Raw genomic sequence first — 19,216 nt, 5'->3', positions numbered from 1 at the left:
GCGCCGGTGCCATGCACGCGGATGACGGGGACAGACATTGGGTTGGTGGGGACGATTGTTCGGCGACACGCGCGAGGCGGCGCTGCCCTTGTATAACGCGGTGGTGACGCGTGGCCGGGCCGAGCATTGGTATCTGGCGGGCGCGGTGCCCGATACCGTCGACGGCCGGTTCGACATGATCGCCGCGGTGCTGGCGATGGTGCTGCTGCGGCTCGAGACGCAGCCCGAGGCCGCCGCGCTATCGGCGCATCTGACCGAGCGGTTCGTCGACGACATGGACGGCCAGCTGCGCCAGATGGGGATCGGCGACATCGTCGTCGGCAAGCATATCGGCAAGATGATGAGCATGCTCGGCGGCCGCCTCGGCGCCTATCGCGACGGTCTGGCAGCGGGCGACCTCGCCCCGGCGCTGGTCCGCAACCTCTATCGTGGCGACGCGCCCACACCGGAGGCGGTGGCGCATGTCGCGACCGCGCTGACCACCTTGCATGAAGCGCTGGCGACCACGCCGCTCGACCGGCTGACCGCGGGAGATCTGCCATGACCCCCGAATTCAGCCGTCCCGAACGCCTCGACGCGATCGGCGCGGGCGAGCGCGAGGTACGCATTGCCGCGACCGAGGCCGAGCGCGCGGCGCTGGCGGCGCGCTTCGGCGTGCTGTCGGTCGCGCGGCTCGACGCGGTGCTGGCGGTGAAGCGCGAAGCGGCGGGGATCGCGGTGCGCGGCCGCGTCACCGGCGCGGTGGTGCAGGCATGCTCGGTGACGGGCGTGCCGCTCGACGCGACGATCGACGAACCCGTCGCGCTGCTGTTCGTCGAACGGCTCGACGATCAGGAGGAGGTCGAACTCGACGAAGGCGCGCTCGACACGGTCGAGATCGAGGGCGGCGCGGTCGATCTGGGCGAAGCGGCGGCGGAAACGATGGCGCTGGCGCTCGATCCGTTCCTGCGCAGCCCCGATGCCGAGGCGGTGCTGCGCGAGGCCGGGGTGATCCCCGAGGACGAGCACCGGCCGTTCAGCCCGCTGCAGGGGCTGCAATCGCTGCTGGAGAAACGCTGACTGGCCCTTACCCCGTCGGAAGCGAGACCCGCTGGCGCTCACGCTGCTCGGTCAGGATCTGCCAGCCGGCGATGAACAGCGCGGCGACCAGCGGGCCGACGACGATGCCGCTGAGGCCGGCGACCTCGATCCCGCCCAGCGTCGTCACCAGCACCAGCCAGTCGGGGATGCCGGTGTCGCGCCCCACGAGGATCGGCCGCAGGATGTTGTCGGCGAGCCCGATCACCGCGACGCCCGACACGATCACGACGACGCCCTGCCACACCGCGCCGGTGGCGAGCAGGTAGACGGCGACCGGCCCCCACACCAGCGCCGGCCCGATCGCGGGCAGCAGCGCCGCCAGCGCCATCAACAGGCCCCAGAGCAGCGCCGCGGGCAGCCCGACGATCCAGAAGGTGATCGCCCCCAGCGCGCCCTGCACCAGCGCGACGACCACCGACCCCTTGATCGTCGCGCGGACCACCGACACGAACCGGTCGAGCAGCCGGTCGGCGACGTCGCGCTCCAGCGGCAGCGCGTCGCGGATCGCCGGCGCCAGCCGCTCGCCGTCGCGCAACAGGAAATAGGTCACATACAGCCCGACGCCGAAGGCGAGCAGGAACGCCGCCGCGTTGCGCCCGATCGACAGCGCCTGGCTCGCGATCCCGCGGAAGCTGTTGCGCAAGCCTTCCGCGATCCGCGCCTGCGCGGTATCGAAACTGCCGAGGCCGGCGCGGTCGAGCGGATGCTGGACCCATTGCGGCAGCGCGTCGTGGACCTGCTGGAAATAGCGCGCGAAATCGATCTGGCCGCTCTGTACCTTGGCATAGACGCCCGCCGACTGGTCGATGACCATGCCGCCGATCGCCAGCGCCGGGATGATGACCGCGACCAGGATGATGAGCAGCGTTGCCGCCGCCGCGCGGTTGCGATGCCCCGGCCAGCGCGCGAGCAGCCAGCGGAACAGCGACTGGAACAGGATCGCCGCGAGCAGGCTCCACAGCAGCGCACCGACGAAGGTCCAGACGACGAGCAGCAGCGCCGCCGTGATGAGCCCCAGGAACAGGATCAGCCCGCCCGATTCGAGCCTTCGTCTATCGATCACGTCAGTCCCCTTGTCCGTCCGTCCCCGTGCGAACCGGGGCATGAACCCGTCAGGACCGTTTCGGGTCCGTCTCGGGTTGAGGTTGGTTCACGGGAGGGGAAGAGGAGAAGGCTAAGAAGATTTTCGCGCGAAGACGCGACGACGCGAAGGTGTTTCGTTTTGGGCCGCGGCAGCTCTTCACACCTTAAGGGGCCGCAGGTACATCGGTAGAAAGCAGAGAGGACGACGCCGCGAGTACAACACCTTCGCGTCTTCGCGCGAAATCAGCCGTCGTCCGGCCCGAGGCTTGGATCGAGGTCGCGCGGCCGTACGAATCGGCTCAGCATAGCACCGCCGGCGCGCGCCGCCGACCAGTCGTCGATATCGAACGTCATTTCCGCCAGCGTCGCCGTCGGGTATTTTTCCTCGACCAATGCCCGCAGTCCCTCGGACGCTTCCGGCACCAGCATCAGCACCAGATCCTCGAGCCCCGGATTGTGCCCGACCAGCAGCACGCGCTCCGCCCCGGCGGGCAGTTCGTGGATGACGTCGAGCAATGTCGCCGCCGAGGCGAGGTAGATGCGCCGTTCCCACACCGGCGCGAGCGTGCGGCCATAACCCGCCACCACCGCATCCAGCGTCTCGCCGACGCGCACCGCGGGCGAGGCGACGACATGGTCGAACGCGAGGTCGAGGCTGCGCATGTTGCGCCCCACCGCCTGCGCCGCACGCTTGCCCTTGGCGTTGAGCGGACGGTCGAAATCGCGGGTCACCGGATCGTCCCACCCGGACTTGGCGTGGCGCAGCAGCGTCAGCGTCTTCAACCGGCGTCTCCGTGATCGATCGCGAGAGGCGCCTCTTGCCCGATGTTAAGGGGTAAGGAAAGCCGTGCCTGCACCCGCGCCACCGCCTCGTCGAGCGTCACGCGCGCGATGCCGACGCCGGGCGGAAACGCCGACAGCAACCGCGTGGGGCAGGCCGACGACAGCATCACGAACGCACCGCGATCGTCGGCACGGCGGATCAGCCGCCCGAACGCCTGTGCCAGCCGCGCGCGCACGATGCGGTCGTCATAGGCCGACCCGCCGCCGGCCAGCCGTCGCGCGGCATGCAGCACGCTCGGCTTGGGCCAGGGCACGCCCTCCATCACCACCAGCCGCAGCGACGATCCCGGCACGTCGACGCCGTCGCGCAGCGCGTCGGTGCCGAGCAGCGAGGCGTGCGGATCGTCGCGGAAGATATCGACCAGCGTGCCGGTATCGATCGGATCGACGTGCTGCGCGTGCAGCGGCAGCCCCTCGCGCGCCAGCCGGTCGGCGATCCGGCCATGCACGCCGCGCAAGCGCCGGATCGCGGTGAACAGCCCCAGCGTGCCGCCACCCGCGGCGACGATCAGCCGCGCATAGGCATTGGCGAGCGCGGGCAGATCGCCACGCTTGACGTCGGTAACGATCAGCACCTCGGCATGATTGGGATAATCGAACGGGCTCGGCGCCTCGAACCGCGACGGCGCACGCGCGAGATGCGGCGCACCGACACGCGCCTCCGCCGTCTCCCAGTCTCCGCCCCCGGTCAGCGTCGCCGAGGTGACGAGCGCGCCGTGCGCGGGCTTGAGCACGATCTCGGCGAACGGCCTGGTCGGGTCGAGCCAGTGGCGGTGCAGGCCGATATCATATTCGCGCCCCTCGATCCGATCGACCGCGAGCCAGTCGACATGCGCCGGATCGACCGGACCGCCGACGCGCGCCAGCAGCGCCAGCCACGCCGCCACCGTTTCCGCGCGCCAGCCGATCGACGCGATCGCCCCCTCGACGCGCGCCCGCGCCGGCGCATCCATCCAGTCTGGCGCCTCGGCTAGCACCGCTTCGAGTCGCCGCCCCAGCGTCACCAGCGGCCGCACCAGCGCATCGAGCGCCGCCGCGGCGGGCGCCGCCGCCTCGATCAATTCGGGGGTCGGCTCGGCAAGTTCGGTCTCCAGCCCGTAACCGGCATCACCCGGCTGCTCGGCGCGCGCATAGGTCAGGCCACGCACCGCGGCGAGCAGATGCTCGATCGGCCCGAACGGCGCGCCTTCGTTGATCCGCCCCAGCCAGCCGTCGCTGGCGAGATGCTGCGACGCCTCTATCGCGTCCTGGATCGCGATGCCGCCTTGTTCGTCATAGCTGGCGACGTCGGACAGGCGCGCCTGCAAGCCCCGCCGCCGCCCGCGTCCGCCGCTTTCCGGCCCCAGGATCCAGCGCCTGAGTTCGATCGTCTCCTGCCCGGTCAATGCGGTGGCGAACATCGAATCCGCCGCCTCGAACAGATGATGCCCCTCGTCGAAGACGTAGCGCGTCGGCCGCGTCGTCGTCTCGCGGCCCCGCGCCGCATTGACCATGACGAGCGCGTGGTTGGCGATCACCACGTCGGCCTCGGCGGAGGCGCGCGCCGCGCGTTCGATGAAGCACTTCCGGTAATGCGGACAGCCGGCATAGACGCATTCGCCGCGCCGGTCGGTCAGCGCGGTCGGGCCGTTGCGCCGAAACAACGTCGGCAGCCAGCCGGGCAGGTCGCCGCCGACCATGTCGCCATCGGCGCTATACGCCGCCCAGCGCGCCACCAGTTGCGCGAGGATCGCGGCGCGGCCGGCGAAGCCGCCCTGCAAGGCATCCTCCAGATTGAGGAGGCACAGATAATTTTCCCGACCTTTCCGCGTCACCACCTTCTGCCGACGCTCGGCTGCATCGGGGAACAGCCGCTCGGTCTCCTTCGACAATTGGCGTTGCAGCGCCTTGGTATAGGTGCTGATCCACACCGCGCCGCCGGCGCGCTCCGCCCACAGCGACGCCGGCGCGAGATAGCCCAGCGTCTTGCCGATCCCCGTCCCCGCCTCGGCCAGCACCAGATTGGGCGCATCGCGCATCGCCCGCGGCGCGAACGCATCGGTCGCCGCCGCGGCGAAGGCGCGCTGCCCCAGCCGCTCCTCGGCGCCATCGCCGGTGAGATCGACGAGCCGCGCCTCGGCGTCGGCGGGCGAGATCGCGACGGTCAGCGGTGCGGGGCGCGGGCCGGCCTCTTCCCATTCGGGCAGCGTCGCGAACAGCCAGCGTTCGTTGACGCGTGGTTTGGCGAGCAGCGGCGCGATCGCCGGCGCCCATGGCCAGCGCAGCCGGGTCAGCGACTGCGCCGCGGTCCACGCGCCCTCGCGCTCGGGCCAGTCCCCCTCGGGCACCGCAAGCAACGCCGCCGCCGCCTCGCGCAGGAAGGCGGCGACGCCCTCGTCGGTGTCGGGCGGCGACAGATCGACCGCGCGCGCCAGCCCGTTGGGCGTCGGCACCGCGAACCGCGCCGGATAGAGAAAGGCGAATAGTTCGAGCAGGTCGAGTCCCGACAGCTCGGGATAGCCGAGCCGCTGCCCGACCAGCGGCGCGTTGAGCAGGATCACCGGCGTATCCGCGGCGATGCGGATCGCCTCGCCGCGCCCGATCGGTCGCGTCCCCTCGTCGGTGGCGATCCAGATGCCGCCGTGGCTGGCGTGGAGGGCGGGATAGGGGATCACGCGACCGGCCATACGCCCCGGGAACAGAATGGCAACCGGGCGCCGGTGCAACCCGACGGCTCATCGCACGTTCGGCACGGGTCATCCGCTTGATTAGGATCAGTCTCCATGCGTCATCTGCTGCTCGCGCTCGGCGCCGTCTCGCTCGCGCTCCCCGCCAGTTTCGTGGTTCCGGCCAGCAAGGCCGAGGCCCGCCATCATTACCGCCATTCGCACGAGCGCGGCTATCGTCACGTCAAGCGCTGCCGCCATTCGAGCGGCACCACCGGCCTCGTCGCGGGCGGCGTCGGCGGTGCGCTGCTTGGCAATTCGGTGCTCGGCCATGGCGCGCTGGGCACGATCGGCGGCGCGGTCGGCGGCGCCTTTGCCGGCCGTGCGATCGACCGCACGATCACCGCAAAGGATCGATGCCGCTAAGGTCGCGCCTGCCAAGGGAGTTGCCGTAAACGCCCGGGGTGCTTAGTCCCGCGGCGCTATGACCGATATCGACCTGCGCTCCGCCGCCCTCGACGCCAAGGCCTGGCCCTATGAGGAGGCGCGCAAGCTCCTCAAGCGCTATCCCGACGGCAAGCCCGGCGGCGCGCCGATCCTGTTCGAGACTGGCTACGGCCCCTCGGGGCTGCCGCATATCGGCACGTTCAACGAGGTGCTGCGCACGACGATGGTGCGCAACGCCTTCCACACGCTCAGCGACCAGCCAACGCGGCTGATCGCGTTCAGCGACGACATGGACGGGCTGCGCAAGGTGCCCGACAACGTCCCCAACGGCGACATGCTGCGCGCGCATCTCGGCAAGCCGCTGACCCGAATCCCCGATCCGTTCGGCAAGTTCGACAGTTTCGCCGCGCACAACAACGCGATGCTGCGTGCATTCCTCGACCGCTTCGGCTTCGACTACGAGTTCGCGTCGTCCACCGACTATTACGAGGGCGGCAAGTTCGACGACGCCATCAAGGGCGTGCTGCGCCACTATCAGGGCATCCTCGACGTGATGCTGCCGACGCTGCGCGCCGAGCGCCGCGAGACCTATTCGCCGGTCCTTCCGGTCAGCCCGACCAGCGGCGTCGTGCTGCAGGTGCCGGTCGAGGTGGTCGACGCCGACGCCGGCACGATCGCCTTCACCGACGAGAACGGCGAACGCGTCGTCCAGTCGGCGCTTGGTGGCCTCAGCAAGCTGCAATGGAAGGTCGACTGGGCGATGCGCTGGGTCGCGCTGGGCGTCGATTACGAGATGGCGGGCAAGGACCTGATCGATTCGGTCACGCAGTCGTCGAAGATCGCCCGCGTCCTCGGCGGCCGCCCGCCCGAAGGCTTCAACTACGAGATGTTCCTCGACGAGAAGGGCGAGAAGATCTCCAAGTCGAAGGGCAACGGCCTCAGCCTCGACCAGTGGCTGACCTATGGTCCCGAGGAAAGCCTCGCCTTCTTCGCCTATCGCGAGCCCAAGAAGGCGAAGGCGCTGCACTTCGGCGTCATCCCGCGCGCGGTCGACGATTACTGGCAGTTCCGCGGCAATTATCCGACGCAGGAGGCACCGCAGCGGCTCGGCAATCCGGTCCATCATATCCATGACGGCAAGGTGCCGACCGCGACGCTGCCGGTGACGTTCGGCCTGCTGCTCAACCTCGTCGGGGTGATGGGCGAGGCGAGCAAGGAGCAGGTTTGGGGCTATCTGCGCAACTACGTCCCCGATGCGACGCCGGAACGGGACCCGGAACTCGACCGGCTGATCGGCTATGCGCTCGCCTATGCCCGCGATTTCGTCGCACCGACCCTGAAGCGCCGCGCGCCCGAGGGGGTCGAGGTCGCGGCGTTGCGCCGCCTCGACGCCGACCTCGCCGCGCTGCCGGCGGAGGCGAGCGCGGAGGACATCCAGAACGTCGTCTACGAGATCGGCAAGACCGCTGGGTTCGACACCCTGCGCGACTGGTTCAAGGCGCTGTACGAGACGCTGCTCGGCTCGGAACAGGGGCCGCGGATGGGCAGCTTCATCGCCCTGTACGGGGTGGACAACAGCCGCCGCCTGATCGCCGAGGCGCTGGCGAAGGTGGGCTGAGCCCGCTCCCACTCCGTTCGTCACCCCGGACTTGTTCCGGGGTCCACTCCACGGCGAGGCGAAGGGCTTGATGCGGGACGATACGCCCGCGGCCCGGTGGACCCCGGAACACGTCCGGGGTGACGGGGGATATGGGGCGGGCCGTGACGCGCTTCAGGTCAGCATTCGAAGCGGAACCTCCCCCACCCTCCACCCGTTGTTTGCTGCATTGCAGCAATAGCGGCCGACACACCTCATGACCCTACGCCACACCGCCGCGGCACATCCCGGCCTCGTCCATCTCGCGCTCGCCGTCGGTGGATTCGCGATCGGGACGACCGAATTCGCCGCGATGAGCCTCGAACCCGATCTCGCGCGCGGGCTCGGCATCGATGCGCCGACCGTCGGCCATGTCATCAGCGCCTATGCGCTCGGCGTCGTGGTCGGGGCGCCGACGATCGCGGTGCTGTCGGCGAAGATGTCGCGGCGGACGCTGCTGATCGGGCTGATGGCGTTGTTCGCGATCGGCAATACGCTGTCCGCGCTCGCGCCGAGCTATGGCTGGATGCTCGCCTTCCGTTTCCTCGCCGGGCTGCCGCACGGTGCCTATTTCGGCATCGCCTCGCTGGTCGCGGCGTCGCTGGTGCCCGCCGACCGGCGGACACAGGCGGTGGGGCGGGTGATGCTGGGCCTCACCGTCGCGACGATCGTCGGCGTGCCGTTCGCCAGCCTGCTCGGCCAGATCGCGAGCTGGCGCTGGGTCTTCGCATTGGTCGCGCTGCTGGCGCTGACCACCGCCGGGCTCGTCGCGCTGCTCGCGCCGATCGACGCGCCCGACCGCAGCGCCAGTCCGTTGCGCGAACTCGGTGCCCTGAAGCGACCGCAGGTGTGGCTGACGCTCGGTACCGGCGCGATCGGCTTCGGCGGCATGTTCGCGGTCTATACCTATCTGGCGGCGACGCTGATGGACGTCACCGGCCTGTCCCCGCGCAGCGTACCGCTGATGCTGGCGGTGTTCGGCACCGGCATGACGATCGGCAACCTCGTCGTCCCGCGCTTCGCCGATCGCGCGCTGATGCCGACCGCGGGAGCGCTGCTGCTGTGGTCGGCGGGGGCACTGGCGCTGTATCCGCTTGCCGCGGGCAATGTGTGGACGATGACGTTCGACGTCTTCGCGATCGGCCTAGGCGGCGCGCTCGGCACGGTGCTGCAGACACGGCTGATGGACGTCGCCGGCGATGCGCAGGCGCTTGCCGCCGCGCTCAACCATTCGGCGTTCAACACTGCCAATGCGATCGGGCCGTGGCTCGGCGGGCTCGCCATCGCCGCGGGGCTGGGCTGGACCTCGACCGGGCTGGTCGGCTGCGGGCTGGCGCTCGGCGGGTTCGCGATCCTGTCGGTGGCAGCGATGGTCGAGCGCGGCGCGAGCGGCTTGCGTGCGCCCGCGCAGCCGTTACGCCACACCGGATGACGTCCCGTCCCCCCCGCCGCGGCACGCACAGCGCGCTGCGCGATTTCCTGCACAGCGAGGCGGCGGGCGGCATCGTGCTGATCGCCGCCGCCGCGTGCGCGATGGTCGTCGCCAACCTGCCCGCCACCGCGCCCGGCTATGAGGCGCTGCTCCATTATCGCACCGGGCCGACGCTGACGCCGGCGCTGGGGCCGATGACGGTGCATCTTTGGATCAACGACGGGCTGATGGCGCTGTTCTTCCTGCTCGTCGGGCTGGAGATCAAGCGCGAGTTCGTCGACGGACGCCTCGCCAGCGCCGACCGGCGTCGCCTGCCCTTCATCGCCGCGGCGGCCGGAATGGCGGTGCCGGCGCTCGTCTTCCTGCTCGTCGCCGGCGCCGAACCGGGGTTGCAGCCCGGCTGGGCGATCCCCGCCGCCACCGATATCGCCTTTGCGATCGGCGTGCTGGCGCTGCTCGGCAGCCGGGTGCCATCGGCGCTGAAGCTGCTGCTGACCACGGTGGCGATCGTCGACGACATGGGCGCGGTGGCGATCATTGCGATCGCCTATACCGAGACGATCCAGGTGCTGGCGCTGGCCGGGGCGGCGCTGGCGCTGGTCGTCCTCTACGTGCTCAACCGGCGGCAGGTGATGGCGCTGTGGCCCTATCTGCTCGCCGGCGCGGCTTTGTGGCTGTTCGTGCTGCAATCGGGGGTGCATGCGACGATCGCCGGGGTGCTGACCGCGATGCTTATCCCCATCCGCCCCTCGCCCGGCGCGCCCGACGATGCGACCTCGCCACTCCACCGGCTGGAGCAGGGTCTGCACCCCTGGGTCGCCTTCGGCATCGTGCCGCTGTTCGGCTTCGCCAATGCCGGCGTGTCGCTGGCGGGTGCGAGCCTCGCGACACTGACCCAGCCGCTGGTGCTGGGGATCGCGCTCGGGCTGTTCGTCGGCAAACAGGCCGGCATCTTCGGCGCGATCTGGGGCGCCGACCGGCTGGGGGTTGCACGGCGTCCGGCCGGAGTCAGCTGGGCGCAGCTCTATGGCATGGCGCTGGTCGCGGGGATTGGGTTCACGATGAGCCTGTTCATCGGCGGCCTCGCCTTCGCCGATCCGGCGGTGATGGCGGAGGTGAAGATCGGCGTGCTCGCGGGATCGATCCTCTCGGCGCTGGCGGGGGTCGCGATACTGGCTAGCTGTGGACGGCGGCGTGCCGCCCGCTGACACGCCGCTGCGCCGGGGCACGCCGGCCTATCGCCGGCTGACGGGCGCGATGCTGTTCGCAGGCTTCTCGACCTTCTCGCTGCTCTATGCGGTGCAGCCGCTGCTGCCGCTGTTCGCCACCGATTTTGCGTTAAGCGCGGAGGGCGCGTCGCTCGCGGTATCGCTCGCCACCGGGCCGCTGGCGATCGGCATCCTGTTCGCCGGCATCCTGTCCGACCGGGTCGGGCGGCGGCCGCTGATGGTGTGCGCGATGTTCCTCGCCGGCGCGCTAACCCTCGCCGCGGCGCTGGTGCCCGGGTGGCCGATGCTGCTGACGCTGCGGCTGCTGACCGGCGTCGCGCTCGCCGGGGTACCGGCGGTGGCGATGGCCTATGTCGCCGAGGAGGTGGACGTCGCCTCGGTCGGCGCGGCGATGGGCCTCTATATCGCGGGCAGCGCGCTGGGCGGGATGGGCGGGCGACTCGTCGCCAGCCTGGTCGCCGACGTCGCCGGCTGGCGCTGGGCATTGGGCAGCGTCGGCCTCGCCGGCGTCGTCATGGCCGAAGCCTTCCGGCGACTCGCGCCGCCGTCGCGCGGGTTCGTCGCGGGCCGCGGCGGCAGCCCGCTCGCCGGCGCCGCCGCGCTGTTCCGCGACGCGGCCTTGCCCCTGCTCTATGCCGAGGCGTTCCTGTTGATGGGCGTTTTCGTCACCATCTACAATTACGCCGGCTTCCGCCTGCTCGCGCCGCCCTATGGCCTCAGCCAGGCGGCGGTCGGGCTCGTCTTCCTGCTCTACGTCCTCGGCTCGGCGAGTTCGGCGCTGTTCGGATCGTTTGCCGGACGGGTCGGACGGCGACGAATATTCTGGCTGCCGGTCGTGCTGCTGATCGGCGGCATCCTCGCCACCGGTGCGGCGCCGTTGTGGCTGGTCATCGCCGGGATCGCGTTCGTCACCATCGGCTTCTTCGGCGCACATTCGATCGCCAGCGCCTGGGTCGGCCGCCGCGCATTGGGCAATCGCGGCCAGGGCGCGGCGCTGTACCTGTTCTTCTATTATCTGGGATCGAGCGTCCTCGGGTCCGCCGGGGGCGTCGCCTGGACGCGCGCGGGCTGGCCGGGGGTCACCGCCTTCTGTCTCGCGCTGGCGGGGCTGGCGCTGATCGTCGGCGCGATGCTCGCCCGCGTCGCGCCGCTCCCGCTGCCGGACCGGCCCGTACCACGCCCCGCCGAACCGTAACCCGCCGTCCAGCCGGGCTTGGCGACCGCAAAGCTTTTCTTTCTATTCCTATTAATTCAGTAGAATATCATGGCGCCCTGGAGAAGCCGCCATGTCGACGACGCCATTGCCTGTCCGCCTGCGAACCGCGTCGCGATGACCACCGCCGCGTCGATCGCATCCGACCAGCATGCCGGCGCCACGCTCGGCGAGGCGGTCGCGGCGTTGCGCAGCGCGCGCGACGCCTGGCGCGAACGCCAGCAGCCGCAGCGCGCCGCCGCGGTCTTCCCGTCGCGCAGCGCGATCGAGCGGATCGTCGCGCTGCTCGCCGAGGCGCTCTACCCCCGCCGCCTCGGCTTCCAGCGTGTCACCGCCGCCGATGAAGACCGCTTCGTCGCCGCCAAGCTATCCGCCGCCTTCACCGAGCTGGAGCGCGAGATCGATCACGAGCTCGGCTATTGGCAGATCGAGGCGCGCAGCCGCTTCGACGCCGATCAGGCCGCGACGATCGTCCGCCTGTTCGCCGACACGCTGGGCGACATCCGCCGGCTGGTCGACAGCGACGTCGAGGCCGCGTTCCTGGGCGATCCCGCCGCGGGCAGCACCGACGAGATCCTGGTCTGCTATCCCGGTGCGATCGCCAGCCTGCACCACCGCATCGCGCATCAGCTGCATGGGCTGGGCGCGCCGATCGTCGCGCGGCTGATCTCCGAACTCGCCAACGAACGCACCGGCATCGACATCCACCCCGGTGCGACGATCGGCGAACGCTTCTTCATCGACCACGGCACCGGCGTCGTCATTGGCGAGACCGCGATCGTCGGCAGCGGCGTGCGGCTCTACCAGCATGTCACGCTCGGCGCGCGCAGCCCGCTCGGCGCCGCGCACCGCTCGCCGAGGGGGCGTTACGCACGCCATCCGGTGGTCGGCGACGATGTGGTGATCTACGCCGGCGCGACGATCCTCGGCCCCGTGCGCATCGGCGATGGCGCGACGATCGGCGGCAACGTCTGGCTGCTGACCGACGTGCCCCCCGGCGGGGTCGTCGTCCAGCCGGACGCGGATTTGCTCGCTCCCTCCGCCGGCCATGCGCTGCGCGACACGCTCGTGGCGGTGGTGGTGTGATGGCGCAGCGAACCGATCCCGCACGCCGGCCGGTGATCGGCGTGCTGTGCTGCAACGAAGTCGCCGACCGGCCGGTACAGGTCGTCGCCAGCCGCTTCGTCGCGCCGCTCACCCGGCTCGCCGGCGCCACCGTGCTGCTGGTGCCGGCGATGCCCGACACCGCCGATGTCGCGACGCTGGCTCAGATCCTCGACGGCCTGCTGCTCACCGGATCGCGCAGCCATGTCGCGCCATGGCGCTACGGCGGGCCGCCGCTCCCCACCGGGCAGGTGGTGGACGAACCGCGTGACGAGGTGGCGCTGGCGCTCGCCGGCCGGATGATCGCGGCGGGCAAGCCCGTCTTCGGCATCTGCCGCGGGTTGCAGGAGATCAACGTGCTGTTCGGCGGCACGCTCGCCCCCGCGCCCCACGCCGACCGTCATCACCGCGGCGCGTGGGAGGGGGATTACGAATCGCTCTTCCATCACGGCCACGACGTCGAACTGGTCGCCGACGGCCGCCTCGCGGACGCCACCGGCACGCGGCGGATGCGGGTCAATTCGGTGCACCAGCAGGGCATCGACCGGCTGGGGTCGGGCCTGACGATCGAGGCGATCGCCGCCGACGACGGCCTGATCGAGGCGGTGTCGGCCCGCCCCTGCGGCGCCGACGTGCTCGGCGTGCAATGGCATCCCGAATGGGACGTCGCCGAGGCGCCGGCGAGCCGCGCCTTCTTTTCCCTGATCGGTGCCGGCCTGCGCGGGCACACCGACACGCTTTCAACACGGAGGACTAGATGAAGACTTTGACCCTGGCTGCAGCGCTCGGCATCGCGGCGCTGAGCCTCGCCGCATGCGGTCCCAAGACCGACGCCGGCAACAACGCCGCCGCCACCGACACGCTGACGCTCAACGAAGAGGGTGACGCCAGCCTCGGCAACAGCGACGCCTTCGCGGTCGACAACGGCCTTGCCATCGACAACGGCGCCGCCGCGGTCGACGACAATGCGACCGCCCCGGCGACGGGCAACGCGCTCTAGTTTCCCGGTTCCACGAACACGCCAGGTAGCTCCCTAGGCGTAGACTGGCGGCTCGATCTTGCTGGGATCGGGCCGCCTTTTTGCGTAGATCGTCGAACCGTAGATGACAGCGGTTATTGACCCTTCGCCTTCTCCGCCAGCGTCGCGCTCTCGCGCTTCAGCGGCCGCGACACCGGGCACACCTCCTGCACGAAGCCGTTGAACGTGTTGGCGAGGCTTTCCGGCACCAGCGCGTAGAACACGAACTGGCCACGCTTTTCGCTGGTCACCAGCCCCGCCGCCTCGATCGGCATGACCGGCTCGGCGCTGGTGCTGGCGCCATTGTACGTGACGCCCGGCGCGATCCTGTTGTGGCCGGGAGCATCGGCGATCACGCTGTGCCTCGGTCATTCGATCGGGCTGCACCGGCTGCTGATCCACCGCAGCCTGGAAGCGCCGCGCTGGTTCGCGCGCGTGCTGGCCTATCTGGGTACGCTGGTCGGCATGGCGGGGCCGCTCGGCATGGTGCGGCTCCATGACATGCGCGACTGGGCGCAGCGACAGGCGGCCTGCCACGACCTGCACGCGCATCGCGCGCCGCTGCTACGCGATGCATGGTGGCAGATGCATTGCCGGCTCGACCTGGCCCGCCCGCCGCGATTCGCCCCCGAGCCCGCATTGCGCGACGACGTCGTGCTGCGCCTGCTGGAGCGGACTTGGATGGCGCAGCAGCTGCCCTGGGCACCGTTGTTCCTGTGGGCGGGCGGTCTGCCCTGGCTGGTGTGGGGCGTGCCGGTGCGGGTGGCGGTCGGCGTCACCGGGCATTGGCTGGTCGGCCACATCACCCACCGGCGCGGACCACAAGGCTGGAGCGTCGATGGCGTCGCCGTGCAGGGGCATGACCTGCCCGCGGCCGCGCTGGTGACATTCGGGGAGGCGTGGCACGGCAACCACCATGCCTGGCCCGAATCGGCGCGGCTGGGCGTCGAACCGGGACAGGCCGATCCGGGCTGGTGGACGCTGCTGGCCTTGCGGCGGATAGGGCTGGTGTGGGGGCTGAAGGAGCCCGTGATGCTCGTGCCGCGCGATGGGTTGCGGCGGGTTGCCGTCGGTGTGCCCGTGGCCACGACGCGGGAGTAAATCCCGCGTCGTCAGTCGCCGCTGTAGCGGCGCTGGCCGTGCCGACGGATGTCGCCTCGCTGGCGCTTCGGCGTCACCGGCGGGCAGCCCCGGCTGCCCGCCTTCCGGCGTCAGAGCTTCTCGGTCAGTTCGGGCACGACCTTGAACAGGTCGCCGACCAGGCCGATGTCCGCGACCTGGAAGATCGGCGCGTCCTCGTCCTTGTTGATCGCGACGATGACCTTGCTGTCCTTCATGCCGGCAAGATGCTGGATCGCGCCCGAGATGCCGACCGCGATATAGACTTCCGGTGCGACGATCTTGCCGGTCTGGCCGACCTGATAGTCGTTGGGGACATAGCCCGCATCCACCGCCGCGCGGCTCGCCCCGACCCCGGCGCCGAGCTTGTCGGCGAGCGGCTCGATGATCGCATGGAAGTTCTCGCCATTCTGCAGCGCGCGGCCGCCCGACACGATGATCTTCGCACTCGTCAGCTCGGGCCGCGTATTCGCCGCGATCTCTGCGTTGACGAATGTGGAGACGCCGGTGTCGCCCTGCGACGCCACCGCCTCGATCGTACCCGATCCGCCTTCGGTCGCCGCCTTGTCGAAGGCGGTGCCGCGCACGGTGATGACCTTCTTGGCATCCGACGTCTGCACCGTCGCGATCGCATTGCCGGCGTAGATCGGGCGGGTGAAGGTATCCTCCGACTCGACCGACATGATGTCGCTGATCTGCATGACGTCGAGCAATGCGGCGACGCGCGGCGCGACGTTCTTGCCGGTGGTGGTCGACGGCGCGACGAAGGCATCGTGATGCCCCATCAGATCGACGACCAGCGGCGCGATATTCTCGGCGAGCGCATGGGCATAGGCCGCATCGTCGGCGACATGGACCTTGCCCACGCCGGCAATTTTCGCGGCCGCAGCTGCGACGCCATCGACGCCCTCGCCGGCGACCAGCAGATGTACCTCGCCCAGCTGCGACGCGGCGGTCACCGCGGCGAGCGTGGCATCCTTGACGGCCGTACCGTCATGTTCGACCCAGACGAGCGTCTTCACTTCGCCACTCCCATCGCCTTGAGCTTCGTCACCAGTTCATCGACATCCGCGACCTTGATGCCCGCCGTGCGCTTGGCGGGCTCGACGACCTTGAGCGTCGTCAGGCGCGGCGTCACGTCGACGCCGTAATCCGCCGCCGTCTTCTGCGCCAAGGGCTTCGACTTGGCCTTCATGATGTTGGGCAGCGAGGCATAGCGCGGTTCGTTGAGCCGCAGGTCGGTGGTGACGATCGCCGGCAGCGTGAACGAGTCGGTCTCGAGCCCGCCATCGACTTCGCGCGTCACGGTGACGTTGCCCTCGGTCAGCTCGACCTTCGACGCGAACGTCCCCTGGCCCCAGCCGAGCAGGCCGGCGAGCATCTGGCCGGTCTGGTTGTTGTCGTCGTCGATCGCCTGCTTGCCGAGGATCACCAGCTGCGGCTGTTCCTCCTCGACGATCTTGGCGAGGATCTTGGCGACGCCCAGCGGCTCGACCTTGGTGTCCGACGTCACGAGGATCGCGCGGTCGGCACCCATCGCCAGCGCGGTGCGCAGCGTTTCCTGTGCTTTGGGTTCGCCGATCGAGACGACGACGATCTCGGTGACGCCCCCACCACGCGCAGGGTCCTTGAGGCGGATGGCTTCTTCGACCGCGATCTCGTCGAACGGGTTCATGCTCATCTTGACGTTCGCCAGATCGACGCCCGTCCCGTCCGCCTTCACGCGGGGCTTCACGTTGTAATCAAGCACGCGCTTGACCGGCACCAGCACCTTCATCAGCTTCCTTCCGATTGCGCCTCCGATGCCTGTTTCCGGCATCGTATCGGCGGGTCACATGGCTGTTTTCCGTCGTTTTCGCAAGGCGAGTATGCGAACCGCCGTTTGCCGTAACGGCATGCACGCTATGCCAAACGAATCGGGCCCGGACATGATGCCCGGGCCCGAGGATTTTTTCGGTCCCAACGTCCCCCGAAAGGGGGAGGTGGCGCCGAAGGCGACAGAGGGGGAGGCAAGCGGCGCACGCCGTAGCTCGCGGAAAACGCCCCTCCACCATGCGCTGCGCGAACGTCCCCTCCCCCGCTGACGCGAGGGAGGAACGAAGCGTCACGCCGCCTTCTTCACCTCGGCGACGATCTTCTTCGCCGCATCGCCCAGGTCGTTCGCGGGCACGATCGCGAGGCCCGAATTGGCCAGGATGTCCTTGCCGGCCTGCACGTTGGTGCCTTCGAGGCGGACGACCAGCGGCACCGACAGGTTCACTTCCTTCGCCGCGGCAACGATGCCCTCGGCGATGATGTCGCACTTCATGATGCCGCCGAAGATGTTGACCAGGATGCCCTTCACCGCAGGATCGGCGAGGATGATCTTGAACGCCGCGGTCACCTTTTCCTTGTTGGCGCCGCCGCCGACGTCGAGGAAGTTGGCCGGGAACATGCCATTGAGCTTGATGATGTCCATCGTCGCCATCGCGAGGCCGGCGCCGTTGACCATGCAGCCGATGTCGCCGTCGAGCTTGATGTAGGCGAGGTCGTACTTCGACGCCTCCAGCTCCATCGCGTCCTCTTCGGTGGTGTCGCGCAATTCCATCAGGTCCTTGTGACGGAACATCGCGTTGCCGTCGAAGGCGACCTTGGCGTCGAGGACCATCAGCTTGCCATCGTCGGTGACGGCGAGCGGGTTGATCTCGATCTGCTCGGCATCGGTGCCGAGGAAGGCGTCGTACAGCTTCGATGCGACATTGGCGGCCTGCTTGGCGAGGTCGCCGGTCAGTTCGAGTGCGGCGGCGACGGCACGACCGTGATGCGGCTGGAACCCGGTCGCGGCATCGATGTCGATGCTGTGGATCTTCTCGGGCGTGTCGTGCGCGACGGTCTCGATGTCCATGCCGCCTTCGGTGCTGGCGACCATGGAAACACGGCCCGTCGCACGGTTGACGAGCAATGCGAGGTAGAATTCCTTGGCGATGTCGACGCCATCGGTGACGTACAGGCGGTTGACCTGCTTGCCCGCATCGCCGGTCTGGATCGTCACCAACGTGTTGCCGAGCATGTCGGTTGCCGCGGCGCGGACCTCGTCGGCGGTCTTGGCGAGGCGGACGCCGCCCTTGGCATCGGGGCCCAATTCCTTGAACTTGCCCTTGCCGCGGCCACCGGCGTGGATCTGCGCCTTGACGACGTAGAGCGGCCCGGGGAGCTTTTCGGTGGCGGCAACGGCTTCCTCGACGCTCAGTGCGGCGAAGCCGGCGGGAACGGGGACGCCGAACTTGGCGAGCAGTTCCTTGGCTTGATATTCGTGGATGTTCATGGCCTGCCTCGCATTATGCTATAAAGAGGAGATTGACGTGGCCTTTTGCACAGGCCGCGCGGCGAATCCACCCCGGATATGACGCGGGGCCCGATCGTTATCGCAAACGCTTCGCATTAGACGGAAACCGCATGTCCTGGCTGCTCGGCATCCTCCTGTTCCTCGGCACGGTGATAGGCATGGAGGGGTTCGCCTATGCGGCGCACCGCTGGGTGATGCATGGCTGGGGCTGGTTCCTGCACGCCAGCCACCACACCAAGCGCCACGGCAACTGGGAGCTCAACGACCTCTATGCGGTCATCTTCGCGGTGCCGTCGTTCGTGCTGCTGCTCGGCGGGGTGCAATTGGGCTGGTGGCCGGGGTTCGCGTGGATCGGTGCGGGCATCGCGGCCTATGGCGCGATCTATTTCGGTTTCCACGACGTCATCGTCCATCAGCGGATCCCGACGCGCTACCTGCCCAAGTCCGCCTATATGAAGCGGATCGTCCAGGCGCACCGGCTGCATCACGTCGTCGAGACGCGCGAGGGCAACGTCAGCTTCGGCTTCCTCGTCGCGCCCCGGCCGGAGGATTTGAAGGCCGAACTGAAGCGGCGCGGCCGGCACGGCGTGCGGGCGCCCGCCGCGGCGGATACGTTGGCAGAAAAGTAACCAATGGCATGGCATTCGTCGTGCCATGGAACAGCCGCTCTTCACGCCGCCATTCGAGCCGATCGCCTTCGATGTCGACGATGCCAGCGACGAGGCGCGTCTCGCGCTGCGCAAGGCGGTCAAGATGCGCGCGCATCTGCGCGATCGCGGCCAGACCCGCTTCGAGATCGAGGTGACCGACCTGTCGCTGTCCGGCTTCCGCGCCGAGACGAGCTTCACCTTGTGGCCGGGAACGGTCGTGTGGCTGACGCTCCCGGGCCTCGCGGGACTCGAGGCGGTGGTCGCATGGCGCGACAAGTTCAAATACGGCTGCGCCTTCGCCAAGCCGCTGCACCCGGCGGTGTTCGATCACATCATTGCGCTCAGCCAGCGATAGGCTCGGCTACGTCCGAGCCGATGCGCGGCACGCGCAA

The 19,216-nt window shown here is 69.4% G+C and carries 20 protein-coding genes; 13 read left to right on the top strand and 7 right to left on the bottom strand.

Going from position 1 to position 19,216, the window contains the following annotated elements:
* The first annotated feature begins 55 nt into the window (after positions 1–55).
* A complete protein-coding gene (locus tag M9979_RS04530; RefSeq protein ID WP_254288146.1) occupies positions 56–544 on the top strand; it encodes a ubiquinol-cytochrome C chaperone family protein in 489 nt (162 codons plus the stop codon).
* The gene (locus tag M9979_RS04525; RefSeq protein ID WP_254288145.1) at positions 541–1,059 is read left to right on the top strand and encodes a DUF177 domain-containing protein; all 519 of its coding nucleotides are present in this window, start codon (positions 541–543) and stop codon (positions 1,057–1,059) included. Before M9979_RS04530 ends, M9979_RS04525 begins: the two co-directional genes overlap by 4 nt.
* 7 nt (positions 1,060–1,066) lie before the next feature.
* On the opposite strand, the gene M9979_RS04520 is transcribed toward M9979_RS04525, so the two are convergent.
* From M9979_RS04520 to M9979_RS04510, 3 genes are all read right to left on the bottom strand, one after another.
* On the bottom strand, positions 1,067–2,143 hold the full coding sequence (locus M9979_RS04520; protein ID WP_254288144.1) for an AI-2E family transporter: 1,077 nt from the start codon (positions 2,141–2,143) through the stop codon (positions 1,067–1,069).
* A 263-nt stretch (positions 2,144–2,406) separates the two neighbouring features.
* Positions 2,407–2,946 (bottom strand): SixA phosphatase family protein, encoded by a 540-nt coding sequence (locus tag M9979_RS04515; RefSeq protein WP_254288143.1) that lies wholly within the window; start codon positions 2,944–2,946, stop codon positions 2,407–2,409.
* Entirely contained in the window at positions 2,943–5,672 is a 2,730-nt protein-coding gene (locus tag M9979_RS04510) for an ATP-dependent DNA helicase (RefSeq protein WP_254288142.1), read from the bottom strand. Before M9979_RS04510 ends, M9979_RS04515 begins: the two co-directional genes overlap by 4 nt.
* A gap of 96 nt (positions 5,673–5,768) precedes the next feature.
* Here M9979_RS04510 and M9979_RS04505 point away from each other — a divergent pair, with 96 nt between their 5' ends.
* The 8 genes from M9979_RS04505 (at position 5,769) to M9979_RS04470 (ending at position 13,712) form a co-directional block, all read left to right on the top strand.
* A complete protein-coding gene (locus tag M9979_RS04505; protein ID WP_254288141.1) occupies positions 5,769–6,077 on the top strand; it encodes a hypothetical protein in 309 nt (102 codons plus the stop codon).
* A gap of 58 nt (positions 6,078–6,135) precedes the next feature.
* Positions 6,136–7,716, top strand: a complete 1,581-nt coding sequence (locus M9979_RS04500) for a lysine--tRNA ligase (RefSeq protein ID WP_254288140.1) — start codon at positions 6,136–6,138, stop codon at positions 7,714–7,716.
* Positions 7,717–7,951: 235 nt separating this feature from the next.
* Complete coding sequence (locus tag M9979_RS04495; protein ID WP_254288139.1) at positions 7,952–9,166, top strand: MFS transporter; 1,215 nt, start codon at positions 7,952–7,954, stop codon at positions 9,164–9,166.
* The gene (nhaA, locus tag M9979_RS04490) at positions 9,163–10,374 is read left to right on the top strand and encodes a Na+/H+ antiporter NhaA (protein ID WP_254288138.1); all 1,212 of its coding nucleotides are present in this window, start codon (positions 9,163–9,165) and stop codon (positions 10,372–10,374) included. Before M9979_RS04495 ends, nhaA begins: the two co-directional genes overlap by 4 nt.
* The gene (locus M9979_RS04485) at positions 10,361–11,590 is read left to right on the top strand and encodes an MFS transporter (protein ID WP_254288137.1); all 1,230 of its coding nucleotides are present in this window, start codon (positions 10,361–10,363) and stop codon (positions 11,588–11,590) included. The genes nhaA and M9979_RS04485 overlap by 14 nt, the downstream gene beginning before the upstream one ends.
* Before the next feature lie 135 nt (positions 11,591–11,725).
* On the top strand, positions 11,726–12,694 hold the full coding sequence (gene epsC, locus M9979_RS04480) for a serine O-acetyltransferase EpsC (protein WP_254288205.1): 969 nt from the start codon (positions 11,726–11,728) through the stop codon (positions 12,692–12,694).
* Positions 12,694–13,473 carry a gamma-glutamyl-gamma-aminobutyrate hydrolase family protein gene (locus M9979_RS04475; RefSeq protein WP_254288136.1) on the top strand — a complete coding sequence of 260 codons (780 nt, stop codon included), beginning with the start codon at positions 12,694–12,696 and terminating at the stop codon, positions 13,471–13,473. Before epsC ends, M9979_RS04475 begins: the two co-directional genes overlap by 1 nt.
* Positions 13,470–13,712: a hypothetical protein gene (locus M9979_RS04470; protein ID WP_254288135.1), complete on the top strand. Its 243-nt coding sequence runs from the start codon at positions 13,470–13,472 to the stop codon at positions 13,710–13,712. Before M9979_RS04475 ends, M9979_RS04470 begins: the two co-directional genes overlap by 4 nt.
* A gap of 113 nt (positions 13,713–13,825) precedes the next feature.
* Here M9979_RS04470 and M9979_RS04465 read toward each other — a convergent pair whose 3' ends face one another.
* Complete coding sequence (locus M9979_RS04465; RefSeq protein ID WP_254288134.1) at positions 13,826–14,005, bottom strand: hypothetical protein; 180 nt, start codon at positions 14,003–14,005, stop codon at positions 13,826–13,828.
* On the opposite strand from M9979_RS04465, the gene M9979_RS04460 reads away from it, so the two are divergent.
* Positions 14,004–14,831 (top strand): acyl-CoA desaturase, encoded by an 828-nt coding sequence (locus M9979_RS04460; protein WP_254288133.1) that lies wholly within the window; start codon positions 14,004–14,006, stop codon positions 14,829–14,831. The two genes, M9979_RS04465 and M9979_RS04460, sit on opposite strands and share 2 nt — an antisense overlap.
* A gap of 110 nt (positions 14,832–14,941) precedes the next feature.
* On the opposite strand, the gene M9979_RS04455 is transcribed toward M9979_RS04460, so the two are convergent.
* From M9979_RS04455 to sucC, 3 genes are all read right to left on the bottom strand, one after another.
* The gene (locus M9979_RS04455; protein ID WP_254288132.1) at positions 14,942–15,871 is read right to left on the bottom strand and encodes an electron transfer flavoprotein subunit alpha/FixB family protein; all 930 of its coding nucleotides are present in this window, start codon (positions 15,869–15,871) and stop codon (positions 14,942–14,944) included.
* Entirely contained in the window at positions 15,868–16,626 is a 759-nt protein-coding gene (locus M9979_RS04450) for an electron transfer flavoprotein subunit beta/FixA family protein (protein ID WP_254288131.1), read from the bottom strand. Before M9979_RS04450 ends, M9979_RS04455 begins: the two co-directional genes overlap by 4 nt.
* 327 nt (positions 16,627–16,953) lie before the next feature.
* Positions 16,954–18,153 carry an ADP-forming succinate--CoA ligase subunit beta gene (gene sucC / locus M9979_RS04445; protein WP_254288130.1) on the bottom strand — a complete coding sequence of 400 codons (1,200 nt, stop codon included), beginning with the start codon at positions 18,151–18,153 and terminating at the stop codon, positions 16,954–16,956.
* A gap of 131 nt (positions 18,154–18,284) precedes the next feature.
* Between sucC and M9979_RS04440 the strand changes: the two genes are divergently transcribed.
* Complete coding sequence (locus M9979_RS04440) at positions 18,285–18,803, top strand: sterol desaturase family protein (protein ID WP_254288129.1); 519 nt, start codon at positions 18,285–18,287, stop codon at positions 18,801–18,803.
* Between the two features lie 25 nt (positions 18,804–18,828).
* Positions 18,829–19,179, top strand: coding sequence for a PilZ domain-containing protein (locus M9979_RS04435; RefSeq protein WP_254288128.1), 351 nt, complete (start codon positions 18,829–18,831; stop codon positions 19,177–19,179).
* The last annotated feature ends 37 nt before the right edge of the window (positions 19,180–19,216 follow it).

Source organism: Sphingomonas liriopis (assembly GCF_024211255.1).
Lineage (GTDB): Bacteria > Pseudomonadota > Alphaproteobacteria > Sphingomonadales > Sphingomonadaceae > Sphingomonas > Sphingomonas liriopis.
The sequence above is the reverse complement of the archived record's forward strand: the minus strand, read 5'-3'. Positions and strand labels throughout refer to the sequence as shown.

Coding starts and splice junctions, on each gene's coding strand:
- M9979_RS04525 (WP_254288145.1), top strand. CDS start 541: ATGACCCCCGAATTCAGCCGTCCCGAACGCCTCGACGCGATCGGCGCG.
- M9979_RS04510 (WP_254288142.1), bottom strand. CDS start 5,672: ATGGCCGGTCGCGTGATCCCCTATCCCGCCCTCCACGCCAGCCACGGC.
- M9979_RS04505 (WP_254288141.1), top strand. CDS start 5,769: ATGCGTCATCTGCTGCTCGCGCTCGGCGCCGTCTCGCTCGCGCTCCCC.
- M9979_RS04500 (WP_254288140.1), top strand. CDS start 6,136: ATGACCGATATCGACCTGCGCTCCGCCGCCCTCGACGCCAAGGCCTGG.
- M9979_RS04495 (WP_254288139.1), top strand. CDS start 7,952: ATGACCCTACGCCACACCGCCGCGGCACATCCCGGCCTCGTCCATCTC.
- nhaA (WP_254288138.1), top strand. CDS start 9,163: ATGACGTCCCGTCCCCCCCGCCGCGGCACGCACAGCGCGCTGCGCGAT.
- epsC (WP_254288205.1), top strand. CDS start 11,726: ATGACCACCGCCGCGTCGATCGCATCCGACCAGCATGCCGGCGCCACG.
- M9979_RS04475 (WP_254288136.1), top strand. CDS start 12,694: ATGGCGCAGCGAACCGATCCCGCACGCCGGCCGGTGATCGGCGTGCTG.
- M9979_RS04470 (WP_254288135.1), top strand. CDS start 13,470: ATGAAGACTTTGACCCTGGCTGCAGCGCTCGGCATCGCGGCGCTGAGC.
- M9979_RS04460 (WP_254288133.1), top strand. CDS start 14,004: ATGACCGGCTCGGCGCTGGTGCTGGCGCCATTGTACGTGACGCCCGGC.
- M9979_RS04465 (WP_254288134.1), bottom strand. CDS start 14,005: ATGCCGATCGAGGCGGCGGGGCTGGTGACCAGCGAAAAGCGTGGCCAG.
- M9979_RS04450 (WP_254288131.1), bottom strand. CDS start 16,626: ATGAAGGTGCTGGTGCCGGTCAAGCGCGTGCTTGATTACAACGTGAAG.
- sucC (WP_254288130.1), bottom strand. CDS start 18,153: ATGAACATCCACGAATATCAAGCCAAGGAACTGCTCGCCAAGTTCGGC.
- M9979_RS04440 (WP_254288129.1), top strand. CDS start 18,285: ATGTCCTGGCTGCTCGGCATCCTCCTGTTCCTCGGCACGGTGATAGGC.
- M9979_RS04435 (WP_254288128.1), top strand. CDS start 18,829: ATGGAACAGCCGCTCTTCACGCCGCCATTCGAGCCGATCGCCTTCGAT.